The organism is Pseudoalteromonas galatheae, from assembly GCF_005886105.2.
Lineage (GTDB): Bacteria > Pseudomonadota > Gammaproteobacteria > Enterobacterales > Alteromonadaceae > Pseudoalteromonas > Pseudoalteromonas galatheae.
In genome coordinates, this window is sequence record NZ_PNCO02000001.1 from 3,320,354 (window position 1) to 3,338,305 (window position 17,952).

General features: G+C 44.6%; 13 protein-coding genes. 1 reads left to right on the forward strand and 12 read right to left on the reverse strand.

Annotation, left to right across the window (positions count from 1 at the left end):
- Positions 1-66 precede the first annotated feature (66 nt).
- The 9 genes from tldD to CWC29_RS14810 all read right to left on the reverse strand — a co-directional run bounded on the left by tldD (position 67) and on the right by CWC29_RS14810 (position 12,733).
- Positions 67-1,506, reverse strand: coding sequence for a metalloprotease TldD (gene tldD, locus CWC29_RS14770; protein ID WP_138521436.1), 1,440 nt, complete (start codon positions 1,504-1,506; stop codon positions 67-69).
- Positions 1,503-2,318, reverse strand: coding sequence for a carbon-nitrogen hydrolase family protein (locus CWC29_RS14775; RefSeq protein WP_138521438.1), 816 nt, complete (start codon positions 2,316-2,318; stop codon positions 1,503-1,505). Before CWC29_RS14775 ends, tldD begins: the two co-directional genes overlap by 4 nt.
- A complete protein-coding gene (locus CWC29_RS14780; RefSeq protein ID WP_138521440.1) occupies positions 2,311-6,240 on the reverse strand; it encodes a YhdP family protein in 3,930 nt (1,309 codons plus the stop codon). Before CWC29_RS14780 ends, CWC29_RS14775 begins: the two co-directional genes overlap by 8 nt.
- A 13-nt stretch (positions 6,241-6,253) precedes the next feature.
- Entirely contained in the window at positions 6,254-7,726 is a 1,473-nt protein-coding gene (gene rng / locus CWC29_RS14785; RefSeq protein WP_010376650.1) for a ribonuclease G, read from the reverse strand.
- 3 nt (positions 7,727-7,729) lie between these two features.
- Entirely contained in the window at positions 7,730-8,296 is a 567-nt protein-coding gene (locus CWC29_RS14790; protein ID WP_138521441.1) for a Maf family protein, read from the reverse strand.
- A complete protein-coding gene (gene mreD / locus CWC29_RS14795) occupies positions 8,296-8,775 on the reverse strand; it encodes a rod shape-determining protein MreD (RefSeq protein WP_010376646.1) in 480 nt (159 codons plus the stop codon). Before mreD ends, CWC29_RS14790 begins: the two co-directional genes overlap by 1 nt.
- Positions 8,768-9,610: a rod shape-determining protein MreC gene (mreC, locus tag CWC29_RS14800; protein ID WP_128727568.1), complete on the reverse strand. Its 843-nt coding sequence runs from the start codon at positions 9,608-9,610 to the stop codon at positions 8,768-8,770. The genes mreD and mreC overlap by 8 nt, the downstream gene beginning before the upstream one ends.
- A complete protein-coding gene (locus CWC29_RS14805; RefSeq protein WP_010376642.1) occupies positions 9,610-10,653 on the reverse strand; it encodes a rod shape-determining protein in 1,044 nt (347 codons plus the stop codon). The genes mreC and CWC29_RS14805 overlap by 1 nt, the downstream gene beginning before the upstream one ends.
- Before the next feature lie 67 nt (positions 10,654-10,720).
- A complete protein-coding gene (locus CWC29_RS14810) occupies positions 10,721-12,733 on the reverse strand; it encodes an SUMF1/EgtB/PvdO family nonheme iron enzyme (RefSeq protein WP_138521443.1) in 2,013 nt (670 codons plus the stop codon).
- 299 nt (positions 12,734-13,032) lie between these two features.
- On the opposite strand from CWC29_RS14810, the gene CWC29_RS14815 reads away from it, so the two are divergent.
- A complete protein-coding gene (locus CWC29_RS14815; RefSeq protein ID WP_128727566.1) occupies positions 13,033-13,944 on the forward strand; it encodes a 1-aminocyclopropane-1-carboxylate deaminase/D-cysteine desulfhydrase in 912 nt (303 codons plus the stop codon).
- A gap of 21 nt (positions 13,945-13,965) precedes the next feature.
- Here CWC29_RS14815 and CWC29_RS14820 read toward each other — a convergent pair whose 3' ends face one another.
- From CWC29_RS14820 to CWC29_RS14830, 3 genes are all read right to left on the reverse strand, one after another.
- On the reverse strand, positions 13,966-15,552 hold the full coding sequence (locus CWC29_RS14820) for an EAL domain-containing protein (RefSeq protein ID WP_128727565.1): 1,587 nt from the start codon (positions 15,550-15,552) through the stop codon (positions 13,966-13,968).
- Between the two features lie 266 nt (positions 15,553-15,818).
- The gene (gene ssb / locus CWC29_RS14825) at positions 15,819-16,472 is read right to left on the reverse strand and encodes a single-stranded DNA-binding protein (protein WP_128727564.1); all 654 of its coding nucleotides are present in this window, start codon (positions 16,470-16,472) and stop codon (positions 15,819-15,821) included.
- Positions 16,473-16,489: 17 nt separating this feature from the next.
- Positions 16,490-17,857 (reverse strand): MFS transporter, encoded by a 1,368-nt coding sequence (locus CWC29_RS14830; RefSeq protein WP_128727563.1) that lies wholly within the window; start codon positions 17,855-17,857, stop codon positions 16,490-16,492.
- Positions 17,858-17,952 lie beyond the last annotated feature (95 nt).

Here is a 17,952-nt window from a genome sequence, read left to right on the forward strand (position 1 = left end):
ATAAAAAGGCGCTGCTGCGCCTTTTGCTTATTACTTTTTGCTTATCAATAGTTTGCGTAGGTAGTATTACGCTGTACCACCGACAGTAATTTCATCAATCTTCAAACTCGGTTGGCCTACTCCCACAGGGACGCTTTGACCATCTTTACCACATACCCCAACGCCTCTATCAAGCGCAAGGTCATTGCCTACCATCGAGACCTTTTTCATCACCTCAGGGCCATTGCCAATAAGCGTTGCGCCTTTAATGGGTTGGGTTATCTTACCATTCTCAATTAAGTAGGCTTCAGACGCTGAGAATACAAATTTGCCGGAGGTGATATCCACTTGACCACCGCCAAAGTTACTAGCAAAAATACCTTTATCTACGCTACGAATGATCTCTTCTTGACTGTGCTCACCCGCAAGCATGTAGGTATTTGTCATTCTTGGCATCGGTAAATGGGCATAAGACTCACGACGCGCATTACCTGTAGGCGCCACGCCCATTAAGCTCGCGTTTTGCTTGTCTTGCATATAGCCTTTCAAAATACCATTTTCAATCAGTACGTTGTATGCCGCAGGCGTACCTTCATCGTCCACATTCAAAGAGCCGCGACGGTCGGCTATCGTGCCATCATCCACCACAGTACAAAGACTCGAAGCGACTTGTTCACCTATTTTACCACTGAATGCAGAAGCACCTTTACGGTTAAAATCACCTTCTAGGCCATGCCCAACAGCTTCGTGTAACAACACCCCCGGCCAACCAGAACCCAGTACCACAGGCATCGCACCTGCTGGAGCATCTATGGCCTCAAGATTCACGCGTGCTTGGCGCACAGCTTCTTTGGCAAACTGCACCCATCTCGGTGCACCGTCTACTAACTCTTTAAAGTAACCATAGTCTAAACGCGCACCACCACCGGCACTGCCACGCTCTCTGCGACCATTTTTCTCAAGGAGTACCGAGCAATTTAAGCGTATTAGCGGGCGAATGTCGGTTGCAAATGTGCCGTCGCTTGCGGCAATTAACACTTCTTCATATACCGCCGACAGCGAACTGACCACTTGCTGCGCCTCAGGCGCTAAATCGCGAATGCATTGTTCAATCTCTCTTAGTAAAGCCACTTTATCCGCATCACTCATACTGGTAATTGGCTGTGCTGGTTGAAACTGAATGGGAGCTTTTACATCGCTAAATACCTGGACTTTACTGCTTTCGCCAGCTTGCGCAATGCTACGTGCAGCTTCTGCAGCTTTGGTTAACGCTTCAATATTGATGGCATCAGAATAACTAAAGCCAGTCTTCTCGCCACTCACGGCACGCACACCAACACCACGTTCGATGTTGTAGCTGCCGTCTTTGACTATGCCGTCCTCCAGCACCCAAGTTTCGTGGTAGCTTGATTGAAAGTACAGATCGGCATAATTTACTTTGTGCTGATGAATATACTCGAGAGTTTGTGATAATTGCTCACGTGTCAGCTGGCTATTGGTCAGTAAATTCTGCTCTACATTACTCATAAAAACTCACTTTTAAATCGGTTATGATCCGCAACCGGCATTTTTTGCCGGATCGAATCAAGAAACGCGCTATCTAGCTGCTGTGAAATGGGTTCTAAACTCGCACCAGAGTCAATTAAGACTTCACCCCAAGGCGATACAATTAAACTGTGTCCGTAGGTTTCTCGGCCATTTTCATGACAACCTACTTGCGCGGCTGCAACTACATAGCATTGGTTTTCTATCGCCCTTGCCTGTAATAATGGCTGCCAGTGTGCCTTGCCCGTTGCACAGGTAAAAGCACTCGGGACTAAAAATAGCTCAGCTCCCTTCGCTCTCATCATTTGGAACAAACCAGGAAAGCGCAGATCATAACACACGCTTAATCCAATTCTGCCGAATGGACTATCCACTACCACGACATCCTGTCCTGACTCTGTTCGCTCAGACTCTCGATATTGTTTAGTTTTGTCACTCACATCGGCGTCAAACAGATGGATCTTATTATAGCGTGCTACGATTTCGCCACTCGCATTAAATAAGTAACTCGCAGCCAGATATTTATCGTTCTGACTTGGTATCGCGATGGTACCTGCCGCCAACCAAATGTTATGTTGTTGACACAGCGCTGAGAGTTCTTGGAGCAGTGCTTCATTATGCTGCGCGTATTCCCAAGTCTGTTGCGCATTGTCGCAAAATGCCAGCCAAGTTTCAGGTAAGCAGACTAAGGTTGGTTCTTCAACCACTAACTTAGCCAGCTGGCTTTTAAGGTAATCTATATTTGTTTGGGGTGCTTTAGCCGAGCACATTGGCAACGCAATCACTTTAGCCATTACCACTTTCCTTATTTTGCGACACAAGAGGTTGCTCACTTTGCTTAAGTGTAGCACTTGGTTGTGATTCTGAGCTCAATGCAGGTGCTTCTTTACTGGTATTCTCATCAGCTCCATCTGGCATAGCCCCGTCACTAGGAGGCACAACCGGTTTAGGTAACTCAATTTCTTTACTCTTACGATCAACCTCGGTAACCACTGGCTCTTGCATCGTTCCGGTGATTTTAAAATTAATCTCAGAGATCACTCGCGCGGAGTGGATAACCTTATCTAATGCCAGCGCAGCTAACCCCGTCACAGGGTTCACCGCCCATGCCATAATCACAGGTAAACTCGAAGTGACTTGTGGTGCGACGGCTAAATCGTAATTAATTTCATGAGTATTGAGGTCAGCATAGCCACGTATCGTTAAATCAGCTGGCACACCATCAAGCTTTGAGTCTTCCGTGATCGCAATACCATTCGTTAGTTTTACCGATCCACTCATACTGTTATAGAAAAAGCCTTTAGAAAACACATCTCTAAAGTCCAAACGCAACTTTCTGATCAAAGAGTCCAAACTCAGTAGCGAAAAGACGCGTGCCCCTTTATCACTTATTTCCGCCAAATGACCTTCACCTAAGCGCCAAGTCAACTCACCTCCCAGGCTAGGTAAATCCATTTCGTATGGCGCACCTTGCCAATTGAGGGCAAAATCTATGTTGGCGCGGGAGTCTTTGATAGTCGAAGTAATATCAAACTCATCCGTTAGTTCACCAAAATCATCGCTGTTTAACGCACCACTTAGCGTCGTTTTACCTTGTTCAAAGCGGCCACTGGCATTGAATTTATGATCTTTTTTGTCAATCACTAACTCTGAGATATTGAGTCTATTACCATCTCCAAACAACGACATATTAACCTGATCTAACTGATATTCACCGACTTTACAGTCACTGCATACAAATTCGGTTGCAGGTAAGCTCAACAACCAATCTAAAGAATGAATGTCTCTTTCCAGCGTATCTTGTGCTTGCGGCTCTGCCTTAGGTAAATTTAGACGTAAATAATCACTGTTAATGTGAATAGGCCGACTTGAGTTTGACGCTGGAATAGCCACTTGTGAGCGCATTTCTTTACTATTGATTTTAAGCTGCATCGCGCCGTCAATCGCAGCCATAGTAAAGTCAACATCATGGAAAGGGATCTCTGAGAATGTTACTTTTGAGAAAGCGCCATTTACCTGGTTCAGTGCTGGTAAAAATGCAGTTTCGGAGCCTGAACTTGGCGCTTTGATAATACGGTTGATCAGTGGTAACCAAGGCAGCAGCTCGACTTCTTGCTGTTTGATTGTGATATCAAAACCGGATGCATTTAAGCCTTCATCTTTACTGCCAATTATCAGGTGTGCATTACGCATCGCACCGGATCCATTTTCAATGATGCCATTAAAATACAATTGATTATCTAGGCTAGCCGTAACAAGATTCGAAATATCATCCCCTAATACTGTGCCGCTTAGTAGCTTAGCTTGATCAGCAGGTTTAGCGAATTGATCGGGTAAATGACTTGTCATGCCCCGTAAATCACTCGCAAATTTGGCCTTATAGTTAAACCCAGTTTCGGCAAAATTAAGGATAAGCTCAGTGCTCAGCACGCTATTGCCTTCTAAGTAGCCGTCAATAATTCCATTTGCGTGCGGTTGCAATTGCTCTATCCCTGCTTCAAGGCTGACCTTGGTCGTGACTTGATAACTTTGCTTATCTCCGCTTCCCGATAAGTCCAACGACAAAGGCATGTCCAACCACTTAGCAGACAAATTATTCACTTTGATAGTGTCATCATCGAAGCTAACCACACCTTTCACTTGCTGTAATTGCATCCCAGGCTTTGCCAAGAAAACAGGATTGTTGTCTAGGTAGATGTCACCTTTAGCATGTACGGCTCCTGAGTCTAGGTCGACGGCCAATTGCACATCCCCTTTTGCATCACCTTTACCTTGAACAATATCTAATATATTCGCGAGCGGATCTGCGAGCGGTGTTGCCGCAAAGAAAGGCTGTAACGTGCTCGCTTCAGTGGTGTGATTAATATCAACAGTCAGCACATCAGCGTGATTTAAATCCGCAATACTCACAATGACACCCTCATCAATACTTTGATTAACAAGTTCACCACGGTGTGCGTAAATATCCATTCTTTCATTTTCAAAGTGTAGTGTGACATCACCTGAAGTAACGCTAGGCCAATCTGGTGCAAAACCAAAAGTAACCTCATTCAAACGTGATTTAACTTCAAACTGACCTTGCTTATCGGCGAAAGGAAATTGTGAAAGCGGCCCACTCAGTAAGACCTGTGTCTGTAAGTGCTGTCCACCTTGGATCCCTGCTTCTAAATAATCGACTAAGCTTTTACGCATAATACTGACAGGAAAGTACTGTGAGGCGATTTCTCCACGCCCACCGAGTAGCTCCGCATATAAATCAAGCCAAGGGTCATCAGATAACTGCAAGGAAAACTCTGTGGCTAACGCTACATCTTGATTGCTAAGCCAAAAGTTGGGACTAGAAACTTGCCAGCCTTGTGCTTGTTGATTGCGAATATAGACATCGCCACTGAGCTGCTGGAGCTTAATATTATCTTTGAAGGTCTCTTTTGATAGCAGTTCAGTTTGTTCAGCACTTAAATTGAGCCTAACTTGCTCATCAGTCGCATTCACCTCTAACCTGGTACCATAAATTCCTGGGATCCCTCGAAATGGCTCAAAAGCAATCTCTTCAATGACTCCCCATGCGGCAAAAGCATTATCAGTACCTAGGCTGAATCTTGCTGCGCTCAATTGACCATTGGGATTTATACCATACAACAAATCTCGCCCAGGGAATTTAGCAAGTTGTGCTAACTCAGCTAAAAAGTTGGCGTTAATATCCTTTAGCCAAAAGGTCTTGTTATCTTTATACCATCTCGCTTCAAATAAAATAGGAGCAAGCGATGCTTGATCGCGACTAAACTGGATACCACTACTTTGCACCCACCATCCCTGCTGATCTGGCTTTAATAGAAATTGCGCATCGTCTAATGCTAACGTGCGCTGATTTTCATCTTCTTGCCAAGTCAAGGTGCTGGGTTTGATATCCACTGTGATATCTTGCAATGTGCCTTGCTCGAAACCCAACCATAGCTGAGCATTGATGTCAGCTTTAAGATCAGGGTGTGCTAAGGTGATAAGCTCTTCTAGCCAATCGACTGGATTAACTTTATCCGCAGATACATAGATATTCCCCGCAAGTTCATGTAGCTTTCGCCCTGATAAAGAAAGACGAGCATTAAACTGACCTTGAGAGAACCCAGGTAATGCGATTTCTCCCACACCTTCATGTAATGCGCTAGAGTTTTGCCACACCAAGTCTTTTAGTAATAAACTGTGGGTTTTACCGCTGACAAAGGCGATATTAAGACGACTATTTTGTACCGCAAAATGCCCAACATCACCTAGAAAAAGGCTTTCAATTAATGCTTGTTGCTCAAAAGCACCTTGGTCTTGAGCCGCATTTAACTTGCTCAGATCTATATCGGCTTCAAACCCTTCCAGTACAAAATAGTTAGATGCGATCTGCATTTGTCGTACAGACTCAAATACATTGAGCTGCAAAGAGGTTTTGGCAATATTAATGGAGATTGGCGAGTCTTTATTATCTTTAAAAGAGAGCGACTCCAACACTAGGGCGGGCCCATTACCTTCCCAACTCGCACTGATCTGGCCAATACTAATATCAACATTCAGTTGCTTTTGGATCAGCGCTTCGATGTTACTTCTATAATCATTTGCATAGGGCAAGGCGTACTTTAGCGCAGACACCAGCACCGCGAGTGTCACTAAAGTGATCGCAAAGATTTGCCACGCTTTACGCAGGCAGAAAAAACAGACGGCCTTAGCCTGCATGTACCGCTACCCTTTACATCATTACTACGTCAAACTGCTCTTGGCTATATAAGCTCTCAGTTTGAATGCTAACCTGCTTACCAATAAATAATTCAAGCTCAGCTAAATTATGATACTCATCGTTGATCAGGGCTTCGCTCACCGCTGGCGAGGCATAAACCATAAACTTGTCAGCATCATAAGCACGATTCACACGCACGATTTCCCGTAGGATCTCATAGCAAACGGTTTCAACTGTCTTTAATGAGCCACGACCCGAACAAGATGGACACACATCACAAAGAATATGTTCTAGACTTTCGCGCGTGCGCTTGCGGGTCATTTCCACAAGACCAAGTGCAGAGAGTCCATTGATATTCGCTTTCGCTCGGTCTTTAGACAACGCAGTTTCTAAAGAGTGCAATACTCGACGTTTATGCTCGTCAGATACCATGTCAATAAAGTCGATAATAATGATACCACCAAGGTTTCGTAACCTTAGTTGCCTCGCAATTGCTGACGTTGCTTCAACATTGGTATTAAAAATCGTCTCTTCGAGGTTACGATGGCCAACGAACGCGCCAGTATTGACATCAACCGTTGTCATTGCTTCTGTTTGGTCAATGATAAGGTAGCCACCAGACTTTAACTCAACCTTTCGATGTAGTGCCTTTTGGATCTCAGTTTCAACATCAAACAAGTCAAAAATAGGACGCTCACCTGGGTAATACTCAAGTGCACTTGCGAGTTGGGGAACAAACTCTTCAGTGAAAAGCTTTAGCTCTTGGTAGGTTAACTTTGAGTCAACACGAATACGCTCCATATCCTCACCAACATAATCACGCAAGGTGCGAAATGCTAAGGTAAGATCCTCGTGCAAGATTTTTGCTTTGCTCGTTTTACGGCGGCGAGTCACTATTTTTTGCCAAAGCTTTTTCAAAAACTCAGCATCGTGCTGTAACTCTGCCTCCGAAGCACCTTCAGCAGCGGTACGAACGATAAAACCACCATTTTCGTCATTATATTGTGCAACGATTTCTTTTAATCGGTCGCGCTCTTGTTCGGTTTCAATACGTTGACTCACTCCCACATGCGTAGCATCTGGCATAAACACCAAATAGCGTGAAGGAATAGTAATGTCCGTTGTCAGTCTAGCGCCTTTTGTGCCAAGCGGATCTTTGACCACTTGTACCATAATAAACTGACCTTGTTTAACCAGCTCACGAATATCCTGCACTTTCTTAACAGGGGACTCGGCCACCCCCTCTTCGATAGAAGCGCTGTTCACGATATCTGACGCATGTAGAAACGCCGCTTTTTCCAAGCCGATGTCGACAAAAGCAGCCTGCATACCGGGAAGTACTCGGCTTACTTTGCCAAGATAAATATTACCAACGATGCCGAGGTTACCGATCCGTTCAACTTGAACTTCTTGCAGCACCCCATTTTCGATTAAGGCTACGCGACTTTCACTTGGGGTGACATTGATTAGTAGTTCGCTACTCATAATTTATTTTAAAAACCGTTGAATTAATTCGTCTGTCTCATATAAAGGTAAGCCGACAACTGCAAAATAGCTACCTTGGATCTCAGTTACAAAGCGTCCACCTACCCCTTGGATCCCGTAACCACCCGCTTTATCTTGTGGCTCGTTAGTGTCCCAATAGGCCTCTATCTCAGTTTCGCTAAGCGTTTTAAAAGTCACATTGGTCACAATCACATCACTCAGTACTTTGCTTGAATCTGCAATTGCAATCGCAGTCATCACCTGATGTGTATTACCAGAAAGGCGCTGCATCATCGCTTTGAAATCCGCTTTATCACGAGGCTTGCCAAGTGCTTCCCCGTCAATGACGACCACAGTATCACTGCCAAGAACCGGCCTGTCGGTATATCCTAGCGCCACACCAGACTGTGCTTTTAAACGCGCTAAGCGCTCCACAAGCTGTAATGCGGTTTCATCGTCTAGTGGACTTTCATCAGCATCAACACTAAATTGCTCAAACGAATAGCCAAGCTGAGAGAGTAGCGCTTTGCGACGCGGAGAAGCCGAAGCTAAATATAAAGAAATAGACATTATCTGATCCTAAACTGTCTACGATATTTTCTTAGCAGTGGGAATATCCATAGCCAGCACACCATGCCCGTAACCGCAGGCCACAGATAATGCGGGTTAAAGTAGATATCAAGCAAGAAATGATTAAGCCAAAATTGTAACAAATGATAGAGCGCGAGAAATAGCCCAATCAGCACAGCTTGCTGCCAGATGGAGAAATTACGAATTTTCTGAAAGTTGCTGGCGGTAATATAAATACAAATGGAATAGGTCAACGAGTTCACCCCGAGTGGCGCGCCCATCGCTAAATCTATTATCAGGCCAGTCATCCAAGCCCAGCCAATATTCACACGGTGAGGAACGGCCAAAGACCAGTACATTAACACCAATAATACCCAGTCAGGACGAAAGGGCTCTAGTGAAAAAGGCAATGGCATAAGCGCCATGATTAACGCAACAAAGACACTCAATGCAATCAATAAGTTGCTATGTTTACTCATGATTAATTGCCTCTTGGCTACGTTTACCTAATACCACGAGTAAGCGAATGCGATCTAGTTGTGCAATTGGCTCTGCTTGTACTTGTGCAAATGGTAGACCTTCGTCTCTGTCTATCTCAGTAACTACAGCCACCGGATAGCCTTCGGGGAAAGTACCACCAAGCCCGGAAGTGACCAACACATCACCAATGCGAATATCCATACTATGCGGTACATGAGCAAGACGAACATTATTGATTTTACCCGTCCCCTCAACCACAGTGCGAACGTCATTACGCAATATTCTGACCGGTGTCGCATGGGTGGTATCTGTCATTAGCAGCACTCTTGAGGTCGTTGTACCGACTTGAGTTAGCTGCCCAACAATGCCCATTTCGTCAATAACAGCCTGCCCTTCGCTGATCCCATCAATAGTGCCGCGATTAATCACTACCTGATGACTATAAGGGTTCGAATGAACAGACAAGACTTGAGATATTAAACGTTGATTGGTTTCCCTAGCCGAAGCACCTAATAAAGCGCGCAATTCTTGATTTTCTTTTTGCAAAAACTGCAGTTGCTGCAATTGCTCACTCTGTATTAATTGTTTTTCTCTGAGTGCTTGGTTTTCTTGTTGCAGCTTTTCTCTGGTATTGAGACTTTTCAGGCCCAAGTTGAACGCTTCATAGGGAAGGTTAGCGACGTACAGTAGCGGACTGACCAAAGTATTTAAACTGGTTCGCACCATAGTCCCACCAACCGTGTAGCGGTCACCAATGATCAGAATAATACTAAGCACAACTGCGACAGTAAGTCGCAGTTGTAAAGGTACGGTTCGGCCAAATAATAAATTCATCAGTCGTAACTAAATACGTCACCACCGTGCATGTCTATCATCTCTAACGCCTTACCACCACCTCTTGCCACACAAGTTAATGGATCATCGGCAACCACAACTGGAATACCAGTTTCTTCCATCAACAAACGGTCTAAGTCTTTGAGTAATGCGCCACCACCTGTTAATACCATGCCGTGGGCAGAAATATCAGAGGCAAGCTCTGGTGGCGACTGCTCTAGCGCAACCATTACTGCACTTACAATTCCCATCAAAGGTTCTTGTAAGGCTTCTAAGATTTCATGTGAGTTGAGTGTGAAAGAGCGTGGCACCCCTTCAGCTAAGTTACGTCCGCGAACCTCAATCTCAATCGGCGTTTCACTCTTAAATGCAGAGCCTATTTCATGTTTGATATGCTCAGCCGTCGCTTCACCAATCAGGCTTCCAAAGTTGCGACGTACATAGTTGATAATCGCTTCATCAAACTTATCACCACCGATACGTACTGAAGACGAGTAAACAACACCATTCAGTGAGATAATCGCGACTTCCGTCGTACCGCCACCAATATCAACAACCATTGAACCCGTCGCTTCAGATACTGGTAGGCCAGCACCAATTGCAGCAGCCATAGGCTCTTCAATTAAGTACACTTCACGCGCACCGGCGCCCATTGCGGATTCACGGATTGCACGTTTTTCAACTTGCGTTGCACCACAAGGTACGCAGATAAGTACACGAGGGCTTGGACGCATAAAGTTATTATTGTGCACCTGTTTGATAAAGTGCTGTAACATTTTTTCTGTTACATAGAAGTCTGCAATCACCCCATCTTTCATCGGGCGAATAGCTTTAATGTTACCCGGCGTTCGGCCTAGCATTTGCTTAGCCGCAGTACCCACTGATGCAACACTTTTTGGGCCACCAGCTCGCTCCTGACGAATTGCCACTACCGATGGCTCATTCAGTACGATGCCTTCTTCTTTTACATAAATAAGTGTGTTTGCCGTCCCTAAATCGATAGAGAGATCGTTAGAAAATAATCCGCGTAATTTTTTAAACATGAGGCTGGGTGACCTTTCAGAATTCTGTCAAACAAAGCAGCATCACCTGCTGCTCTTAATTTACTACTTATCGCTCTCGAACGAGTCGAAAACCTATATAATTCGCTCTAAAATCTGGCGCTAACGCTAAGCGAGTTGACACTCGAGCCAAACTCGGCGCGAAATTCCATGCACCACCACGCACTGTAACATCGTTCTGAGAAGCACGCTTTTGCGTCCACTCCCAGACATTTCCTACAGTATCATATAAGCCATAGCCATTGGGCGAGAATTGGGCAACTGGTGAAGGGCTTTTATTAGACCACTCACTGCCACACCAACCACAATTAGCTAGGTTTCTTCCGATTTCATTACCCCATGGGTACTCAGATGCAGTGCCTGCACGCGCCGCATATTCCCATTCAACTTCATTGGGTAATCTAAATTGCTGTCCTTTTTCGCCAGATAACCAGTTGGCATACGCTTTGGCATCATCATAAGCAACACAAACAACGGGAAAATTATCTGATTGCTCGTAACCTGGGTTTTCCCAATTATATTCAAGCTCCCAAACCGGTTCGCCATTTTTATAATATGCGCAGCCTTTACCTTGTTCGGCTAAGGTTTTATATCCAGTGCTTTGTGCAAAACGGCGAAAAGCCGCTACTGTAACCTCAGTGCTCTGCATGGCATATGAATGACTCAACACTTTTTCAACAATGGGACGCTCATTTGGTAGACCATTACCCGTCAAATCTCCCATTTTAAAAGTGCCAGCAGGGATAATAGCTAGCTCATTTTCGGTAGTTGCAACAGCAACCACCTGTGCTTGTTGCGCTTCAGACGCAGGCTTTTTCGTTACAACAGACGTTATCGATTGGCGTTTCTTCACCAATTTCGCATTAATGGTTTGTGCAGCTCGTAGGTTAATGCGTGCTTTATAAGGTTCATAACCTAACTTACGGATCTCAACATCATAAAATCCGGCAGGAATTGCTACTGTCGTTTTTGTCGCGCCGTAGCTGACTCCATTAATAAATACTTCGTCGTCGTAAACATTTGATCTTAAAGTTAACTCGACTGTTTTATCAGCCGTTTGTGACTTTTTTACAAGAGGGGTCTCCACGACAGGCTGCTTTGTAATAGTCGCAACTTCAACTGGCTCACTTTGCTCGTCCGAAAAAGTCAGTTGATTATCACTGTAGACGCTCGAGTAGTTAGACTGGTAATTTACGGCAAGCGGAGTGCCATACTCAGCACAATAACGATTGTCTAAGCTCAACAAGTTACATAAGCGGCTGCTATTTACATCACCACGCATCGTCACACTGAGGTTAACGTTGTAGTTGCCTTGTCCACTAAATCCACTATTTACAACATGGCTGCTAATCACTTGAACCTGCGCGCCAGCCATATTGCGTTTTGGCTCGACAACACGGCTCTCGGTTAGGTTTGCAAAAATCTGATCAATAAAGCGCTTAGTTGCTTTTTGAAGCCCCATTTGCTGACCACGCTGCTCACAAGCCGCCAAGGTTTCTGTGCGCTTACAGTTAATCGTGTGGTCTACCTCTAAAGTACCTTCACGAGTAAACTCATTACGTAGTCGCTCTACTCGCGCTGTGCCAAGCTGATCTTTTAAGTTTTCGAGTGTATTTACTAAGGTGTGCTTAGTTACACGGACTTGCTCAATATCTTTACGCTGTGATGCAATCGCCGCAATTTGCATCGCAATGTCTTCTTTATTCTGCTTGTGATCTGCCACCGCTTGCTGATAACGCGTTTGCGCAGAAGAAATATCAATGGAAGGATCATCAATTAGCCGACGATACAACTCATTCATTGCATCTAAGGCCTGATTTTTTTCTTTATCTAACTCACCTGAACGTTTTCTCAATAACTCAAGTTGAGACTGCAGACGCGTTTCCTCTGCTAGGTGCTTTTCTAAAACGACCGAGTATCTGTCTAATTCACTTTGCTTATTAGACAATTCAGACTCGATGGCAGTGACCGTCGCAGTATCTTGCGCCATAGCGCTTTGAGCAACAGTACCCATGGCCAAGATCGAGGCCGAGACAATAAAAGTTAAAGGAGCAATTCGCATATGTTCCATTCCCAACAGCGGCAATTGTTTGGTCTTGTTATTTCTTATAGTTAGGGCTCTATGCTATGTACTTACAAAGTAAAACACAAGCTTTGCACAATTAATATCTGAGTTTACAACTATTAACCAGCGTCTTGCCAGTTTTTAGCTGAGATTTTGCCTATTTTTCTCAAACATTGTGATGTATTACTAATTCGAGCCCAAAATAGTAGATAGGCAATCAAAGATATGTGGTAACCTCTGGAGTGAAATGCTCGGGTTATTTATTATAGAGCGCAAAATATCAGACTAATTTCATCATGCAAACCATCACCAATATCGCCGAGTCACCAATTCAAACTATTCACCACCCGACATTGGATAAGTACGGTTTGACTTTGCTGGTTAAGCGTGATGATTTGCTCCATCCTGTGATCCAAGGAAACAAGTGGCGTAAGTTAAAATACAACATTCTCCACCTAAAGAAAGCAGGCCTTGGAGAGTTAGTCACTTTTGGCGGGGCGTTTTCCAATCACTTATATGCTACCAGCATGGCGTGCAAACTTTTCGCAATCAAAGGGCGCTTAATTGTTAGAGGCCCAGAGATTGACCTACACAATCCAACGCTAAAAATGGCAAGCGCTTGCGGGCTTACACTTCATCCCGTGAGTCGAGTCGAATATCGGCAAAGAAATCAACCTGAATACATTAAAACTCTGCAAGCCAAGTTTAATAATGCTTATCTCATACCAGAAGGCGGCACTAATGCACTTGCACTGCAAGGCGTTGAAGAGTTAGCGCATTCCTTGCCTCAAAGTGATTATGTCATGACTGCCGTGGGCAGTGGTGGCACAATAGCAGGACTAACCTCGGGGCTACCTAACCACACGCAGGTTTTAGGCGTTACGGTACTTAAAGGTGCTGAATACCTAGCACAGGAGATACATGAATTAATCACAGCTCAGCGCTGCGCGCCATGGCAGCTACTCCATAATTTTCACCACGGAGGTTACGCCAAGACAACACCTGAATTGCTGAGCTTTTGTCATGAAATGAAAGTAAAATGTCGTTTGCCTCTTGAGCCTATTTACACGGGGAAACTATTTTACGCCATTTTCACTTTGGCCAAACAAGGATACTTCAAAAAAGGCAGTGTGATCACCGCAATCCATACCGGCGGTTTACAAGGATTAGATGGCTTGAGATATTTGGAAAACAAAAAGTCGACTTAATCAGCTCATGCGATTAGCATTTTAGTGAATATCAGCGAGTTGTTGTAATGGTGCGGAGAAATAATGCCCTTGAGCCCCTTTCACTCCAAGCCCTTTGATGCAACTCAGTTCAGCAACGGTTTCAATCCCCACTGCATATACTGGGATACCCAAGCTTCTCGCTTGAGCGACGATTTGCTTTACTGTGCGTTTACGGTAGGCAGACTTTTCAATGCCGTGCACTAGCTCATAGCTGAGTTTGATGGCTTTTACCAACTCGACAAGCGGTGAGCGCCCTAGCGTCAGAGCCTGCGTAACGTTATCCAAATAAATATCGCACCCAAGTCGGTTCAACCTATCAAAAGCGGTCAACAATCGCTCTCCATGTTGGTAGACCTCTTCAATGCTAAGTTCAAACCCGATTGCCGCACCACTATGAGACGCAATGAGCTGCCCCTCTAGCCAATCAATAAACTGATTATCCACCCAACTCGAAATATGTAAGTTAATACTTACTTTACCAAAATTCCTTTCCTGCTCATAAACAGACAACACCTGCTTCACTATCGCTCTATCAAGAAACTGAAATTGCTCAGGGGTATAAAGGTGTTGCATCACCTGCTTGGCCGAAATTCTCCCCATTTCTTTGTGAGTTATCCTCAATAGCGCTTCGCTTACAATTACATCTTCGGCTAAAAAGTCGAACAACGGCTGGAAGAATAGTGAAAACTGCCCAACTTTGAGGTAACTAAGCAAAGCCTCACCGTCTTCATTAAGACGTTTTGCCAATAACTCTGTAAGATGAACTAAATGGGTATGTTGCCACACTTGATTTTGCGCGATTGAGAGCGCTGATTTAGCGCTTTGATAAACCTGTGTTTGCTGTTTACTCTCCTGATAAAAACAAGCGCCGAGCTTGACTTTACTGCGTGACAAATCCCCCCGAAACTCTAGCAGCACTCTGTATACGATTTCATGAATTTGCTTTGTCAAATCCATACCTTTAGTCGCTCCTACTTGCTTGACTGTCACTGCTAGTGCTCCCGAAGCAAGATATTTAACCGCTACCGTCCCAAACTCTCCAGCGCCTTTAACCAGCGCAAGCTGAAAGTGTAGTTGCAAGTCAACTTCTTTGGGCGTGCTACACTGCCAATGGACTAAAGCAAATAACGCATATTGCCTTTCAGAAGGCGGAGCTGGCAACGCCACTGGTTTTTGCTCATTTGAGCTATATGCCGCCTTACCATATAAAAACCACCACCGATGTACGAATAACACGAGTCCAATTGACAACAAGTTAAAAAATATCAATATGAAACCATGACTTATCCATATAGATTCATGATATAAGGTAACGGTTTGGTCATTCGCAGCAAATTGGTGTTCTTCTGCATTCGCAACAGGTAACAACGAAAAACCATACCTCGTAGCTATTTCACTTGCTCCCGCAGCAAAGGCTTCAGTTGATAGCTGGGTAATTTCAGCCGCAGCCTCCTCTCCTTGGGTGTGAACCTGAAGGTGTAATAAATGACTAAAAAGAAAATTTAAACACAACAACACCGCCAAACTTACCGCGACTAGCTTTTTTCGGTACTGACGACTAAATCCATCTAACAGCTGAGTTGGCATAATATTTTTATTGCGTGAAAAGATAACTGAAGTGTTGTTCAAAATAATGCAAAACTCAAGCAAAATGCGGCTTTAAATTGTACAGAAAGGTTAAGCAACTGAGCCAAAACTAGAAATGCGTTAAGTTCATTGATCGTACATGAGGTTAAGCTTCATCTAAGCCAACTTATCGCAACTTACTTAGAGATAATGTAAGCCAATAAAAAACAAAAACCCCAGCATAATGCTAGGGTTTCCTTAAACGCTATACCACTCTTTAGTACGGATCAGAAGGGAATATCATCATCAAAATCAATTGGCGGCTCCATAGGGTTTGAGCTTCCGCCTGATTGACCGTTGTTTTGGTTCTGTTGTGGTGCAAAACCACCTTGAGACTGACCGCCAAATCCAGAAGACTGCTGTGAATTCTGTTGCGATTGCTGTGGTGCGAATCCACCTTGCTGTTGGTTTGACTGGCTTTGCTGTGGCTGCGAATATTGCTGCTGAGGCGCTTGATTATAGCTTTGCTGGCCATAATTATTTTGCTGCTGTTGACCACCTTGGTACTGGCCACCACCTTGACTTTGCTGCTCGCCACGGCCACCTAGCATTTGCATTTGACCACCCATGTCCACAACGATTTCCGTTGTATACTTTTCTTGGCCGCTTTGATCTGTCCACTTACGAGTCTGTAGACGACCTTCAATGTACACCTGCGAGCCTTTTCTTAAATACTCACCTGCAACTTCCGCAAGTTTGCCAAACAACACCACGCGGTGCCATTCTGTGCGCTCTTGCAATTGACCGGTGTTTTTATCTTTCCAGCTATCCGTAGTTGCAATGCTGATGTTAGCCACGCCGTTACCGTTTGGCATATAGCGAACTTCAGGATCTTGGCCCAGATTACCTACCAAAATTACTTTATTAACACCACGTGCCATGGCATTGTCTCCTCACACTATGACAAGCCCAGCACTTGCTTGGCTTGCTTCAAATCAAAAATTTTATCATCTACTTTTAGGTAGCTACGATTCTCATCTCTTACTACCGTGGCCTCAAGTACCCCAGGTAATGAAACCAGTTGGTCTGCTAATTCCGTCGCCTGTTGCTCATTTTCTACAGCAGAAACTAAGCTGATCGCTTTGCTCTTAGGTGGCACTTGCATACCCCAAGCGATAACAAACCATATTACCCCAATAATAGCCGTTGCGGCAAATATCGTATCGACCGCAAAATTTTGTGCCAAGATACCACCCAAAGCACCGCCTATAAATGCACCTAGAAACTGGCCTGATGAAAACACTCCCATCGCCGAGCCTTTTTGATTTGCTGGAGCTATGCGAGAAACCAGCGCAGGCATAGTTGCTTCAAGAAAGTTAAAGGCAATAAAATAGACCAACATAGCAGCTGCGATCACCCAAAGTGAATCTACAAAACAATACAAGGTAACTGAGCTTACCACTAGCATTGCAATAGACAGCAAGAATGTCTGCTTTTCTTTTTGTTTGCGGATCGCCACTATCATCATCGGTGCCATCAAAATGAAGGCGAGTAAGAATACTGGAATATAAAGTTGCCAGTGTCTGTCTGCAGCAAGGCCATCACGGATTAACTGACCTGGCAAGGCTACAAAAATCGTAGTCAACGTCAAATGTAATAGCAACACACCCAGATCAAGTCTCAGTAACTGTGGGTTTTTAACCAAGCGACGAATATCTGCAAAGCTTGCAATTGTGTCGCCTTTTGGCGCTTTATTTACCGCATTTGGTACCATAAAAGTGATGATAGCAATACCTACAATCGCTAATACTGCAGTAAGCCAGAAAATTCCCGCGATACCAAAAGACGCCGCAATCATTGGTCCTAATAACATGGCCACAGCAAAGCTCATACCAATGCACATGCCGATGACCGCCATTACTTTAGGACGCTGCTCGTCGCGGCTCAAATCTGCGGCAAGTGCAAGTAAAGCGCTTGCAATAGCACCCATGCCCTGTAGCGCTCGACCAAACGTTACCCAATAGATTGAATCCGCTAAGGCTGCAATAACGGACCCCAAGGCAAACACCAGTAAACCACCTATAATAATTGGCTTACGGCCGAACTTATCAGACAACCAACCCATAGGGATCTGTAGCACGGCTTGAGTCAAACCATAAGCACCAATCGCCAAACCAATCCACAATGGTGAAACATCCTGTAAAGATTGGCCATAAACAGCCAACACAGGCATCAGCATGAACAAACCGAGCATGCGGAAAGCGAAAACACCAGCAAGAGAAATCGCGGCGCGCTTTTCTGTCGGGTTTAAAGAGTCATTAGACATAAGGCGGTATTCATCACTATCGAAAATCACGCGCAAGTTTAACAAACTCTTTTCTTAACTTACACTAGCGCGAGCGGATCTTTGCAATGCGGTTA

Excerpts from the sequence above, each read along its gene's own strand:
- tldD (WP_138521436.1), bottom strand. The coding sequence starts at position 1,506 with ATGAGTAATGTAGAGCAGAATTTACTGACCAATAGCCAGCTGACACGT.
- CWC29_RS14775 (WP_138521438.1), bottom strand. The coding sequence starts at position 2,318 with ATGGCTAAAGTGATTGCGTTGCCAATGTGCTCGGCTAAAGCACCCCAA.
- CWC29_RS14780 (WP_138521440.1), bottom strand. The coding sequence starts at position 6,240 with ATGCAGGCTAAGGCCGTCTGTTTTTTCTGCCTGCGTAAAGCGTGGCAA.
- rng (WP_010376650.1), bottom strand. The coding sequence starts at position 7,726 with ATGAGTAGCGAACTACTAATCAATGTCACCCCAAGTGAAAGTCGCGTA.
- CWC29_RS14790 (WP_138521441.1), bottom strand. The coding sequence starts at position 8,296 with ATGTCTATTTCTTTATATTTAGCTTCGGCTTCTCCGCGTCGCAAAGCG.
- mreD (WP_010376646.1), bottom strand. The coding sequence starts at position 8,775 with ATGAGTAAACATAGCAACTTATTGATTGCATTGAGTGTCTTTGTTGCG.
- mreC (WP_128727568.1), bottom strand. The coding sequence starts at position 9,610 with ATGAATTTATTATTTGGCCGAACCGTACCTTTACAACTGCGACTTACT.
- CWC29_RS14805 (WP_010376642.1), bottom strand. The coding sequence starts at position 10,653 with ATGTTTAAAAAATTACGCGGATTATTTTCTAACGATCTCTCTATCGAT.
- CWC29_RS14810 (WP_138521443.1), bottom strand. The coding sequence starts at position 12,733 with ATGCGAATTGCTCCTTTAACTTTTATTGTCTCGGCCTCGATCTTGGCC.
- CWC29_RS14815 (WP_128727566.1), top strand. The coding sequence starts at position 13,033 with ATGCAAACCATCACCAATATCGCCGAGTCACCAATTCAAACTATTCAC.
- CWC29_RS14820 (WP_128727565.1), bottom strand. The coding sequence starts at position 15,552 with ATGCCAACTCAGCTGTTAGATGGATTTAGTCGTCAGTACCGAAAAAAG.
- ssb (WP_128727564.1), bottom strand. The coding sequence starts at position 16,472 with ATGGCACGTGGTGTTAATAAAGTAATTTTGGTAGGTAATCTGGGCCAA.
- CWC29_RS14830 (WP_128727563.1), bottom strand. The coding sequence starts at position 17,857 with ATGTCTAATGACTCTTTAAACCCGACAGAAAAGCGCGCCGCGATTTCT.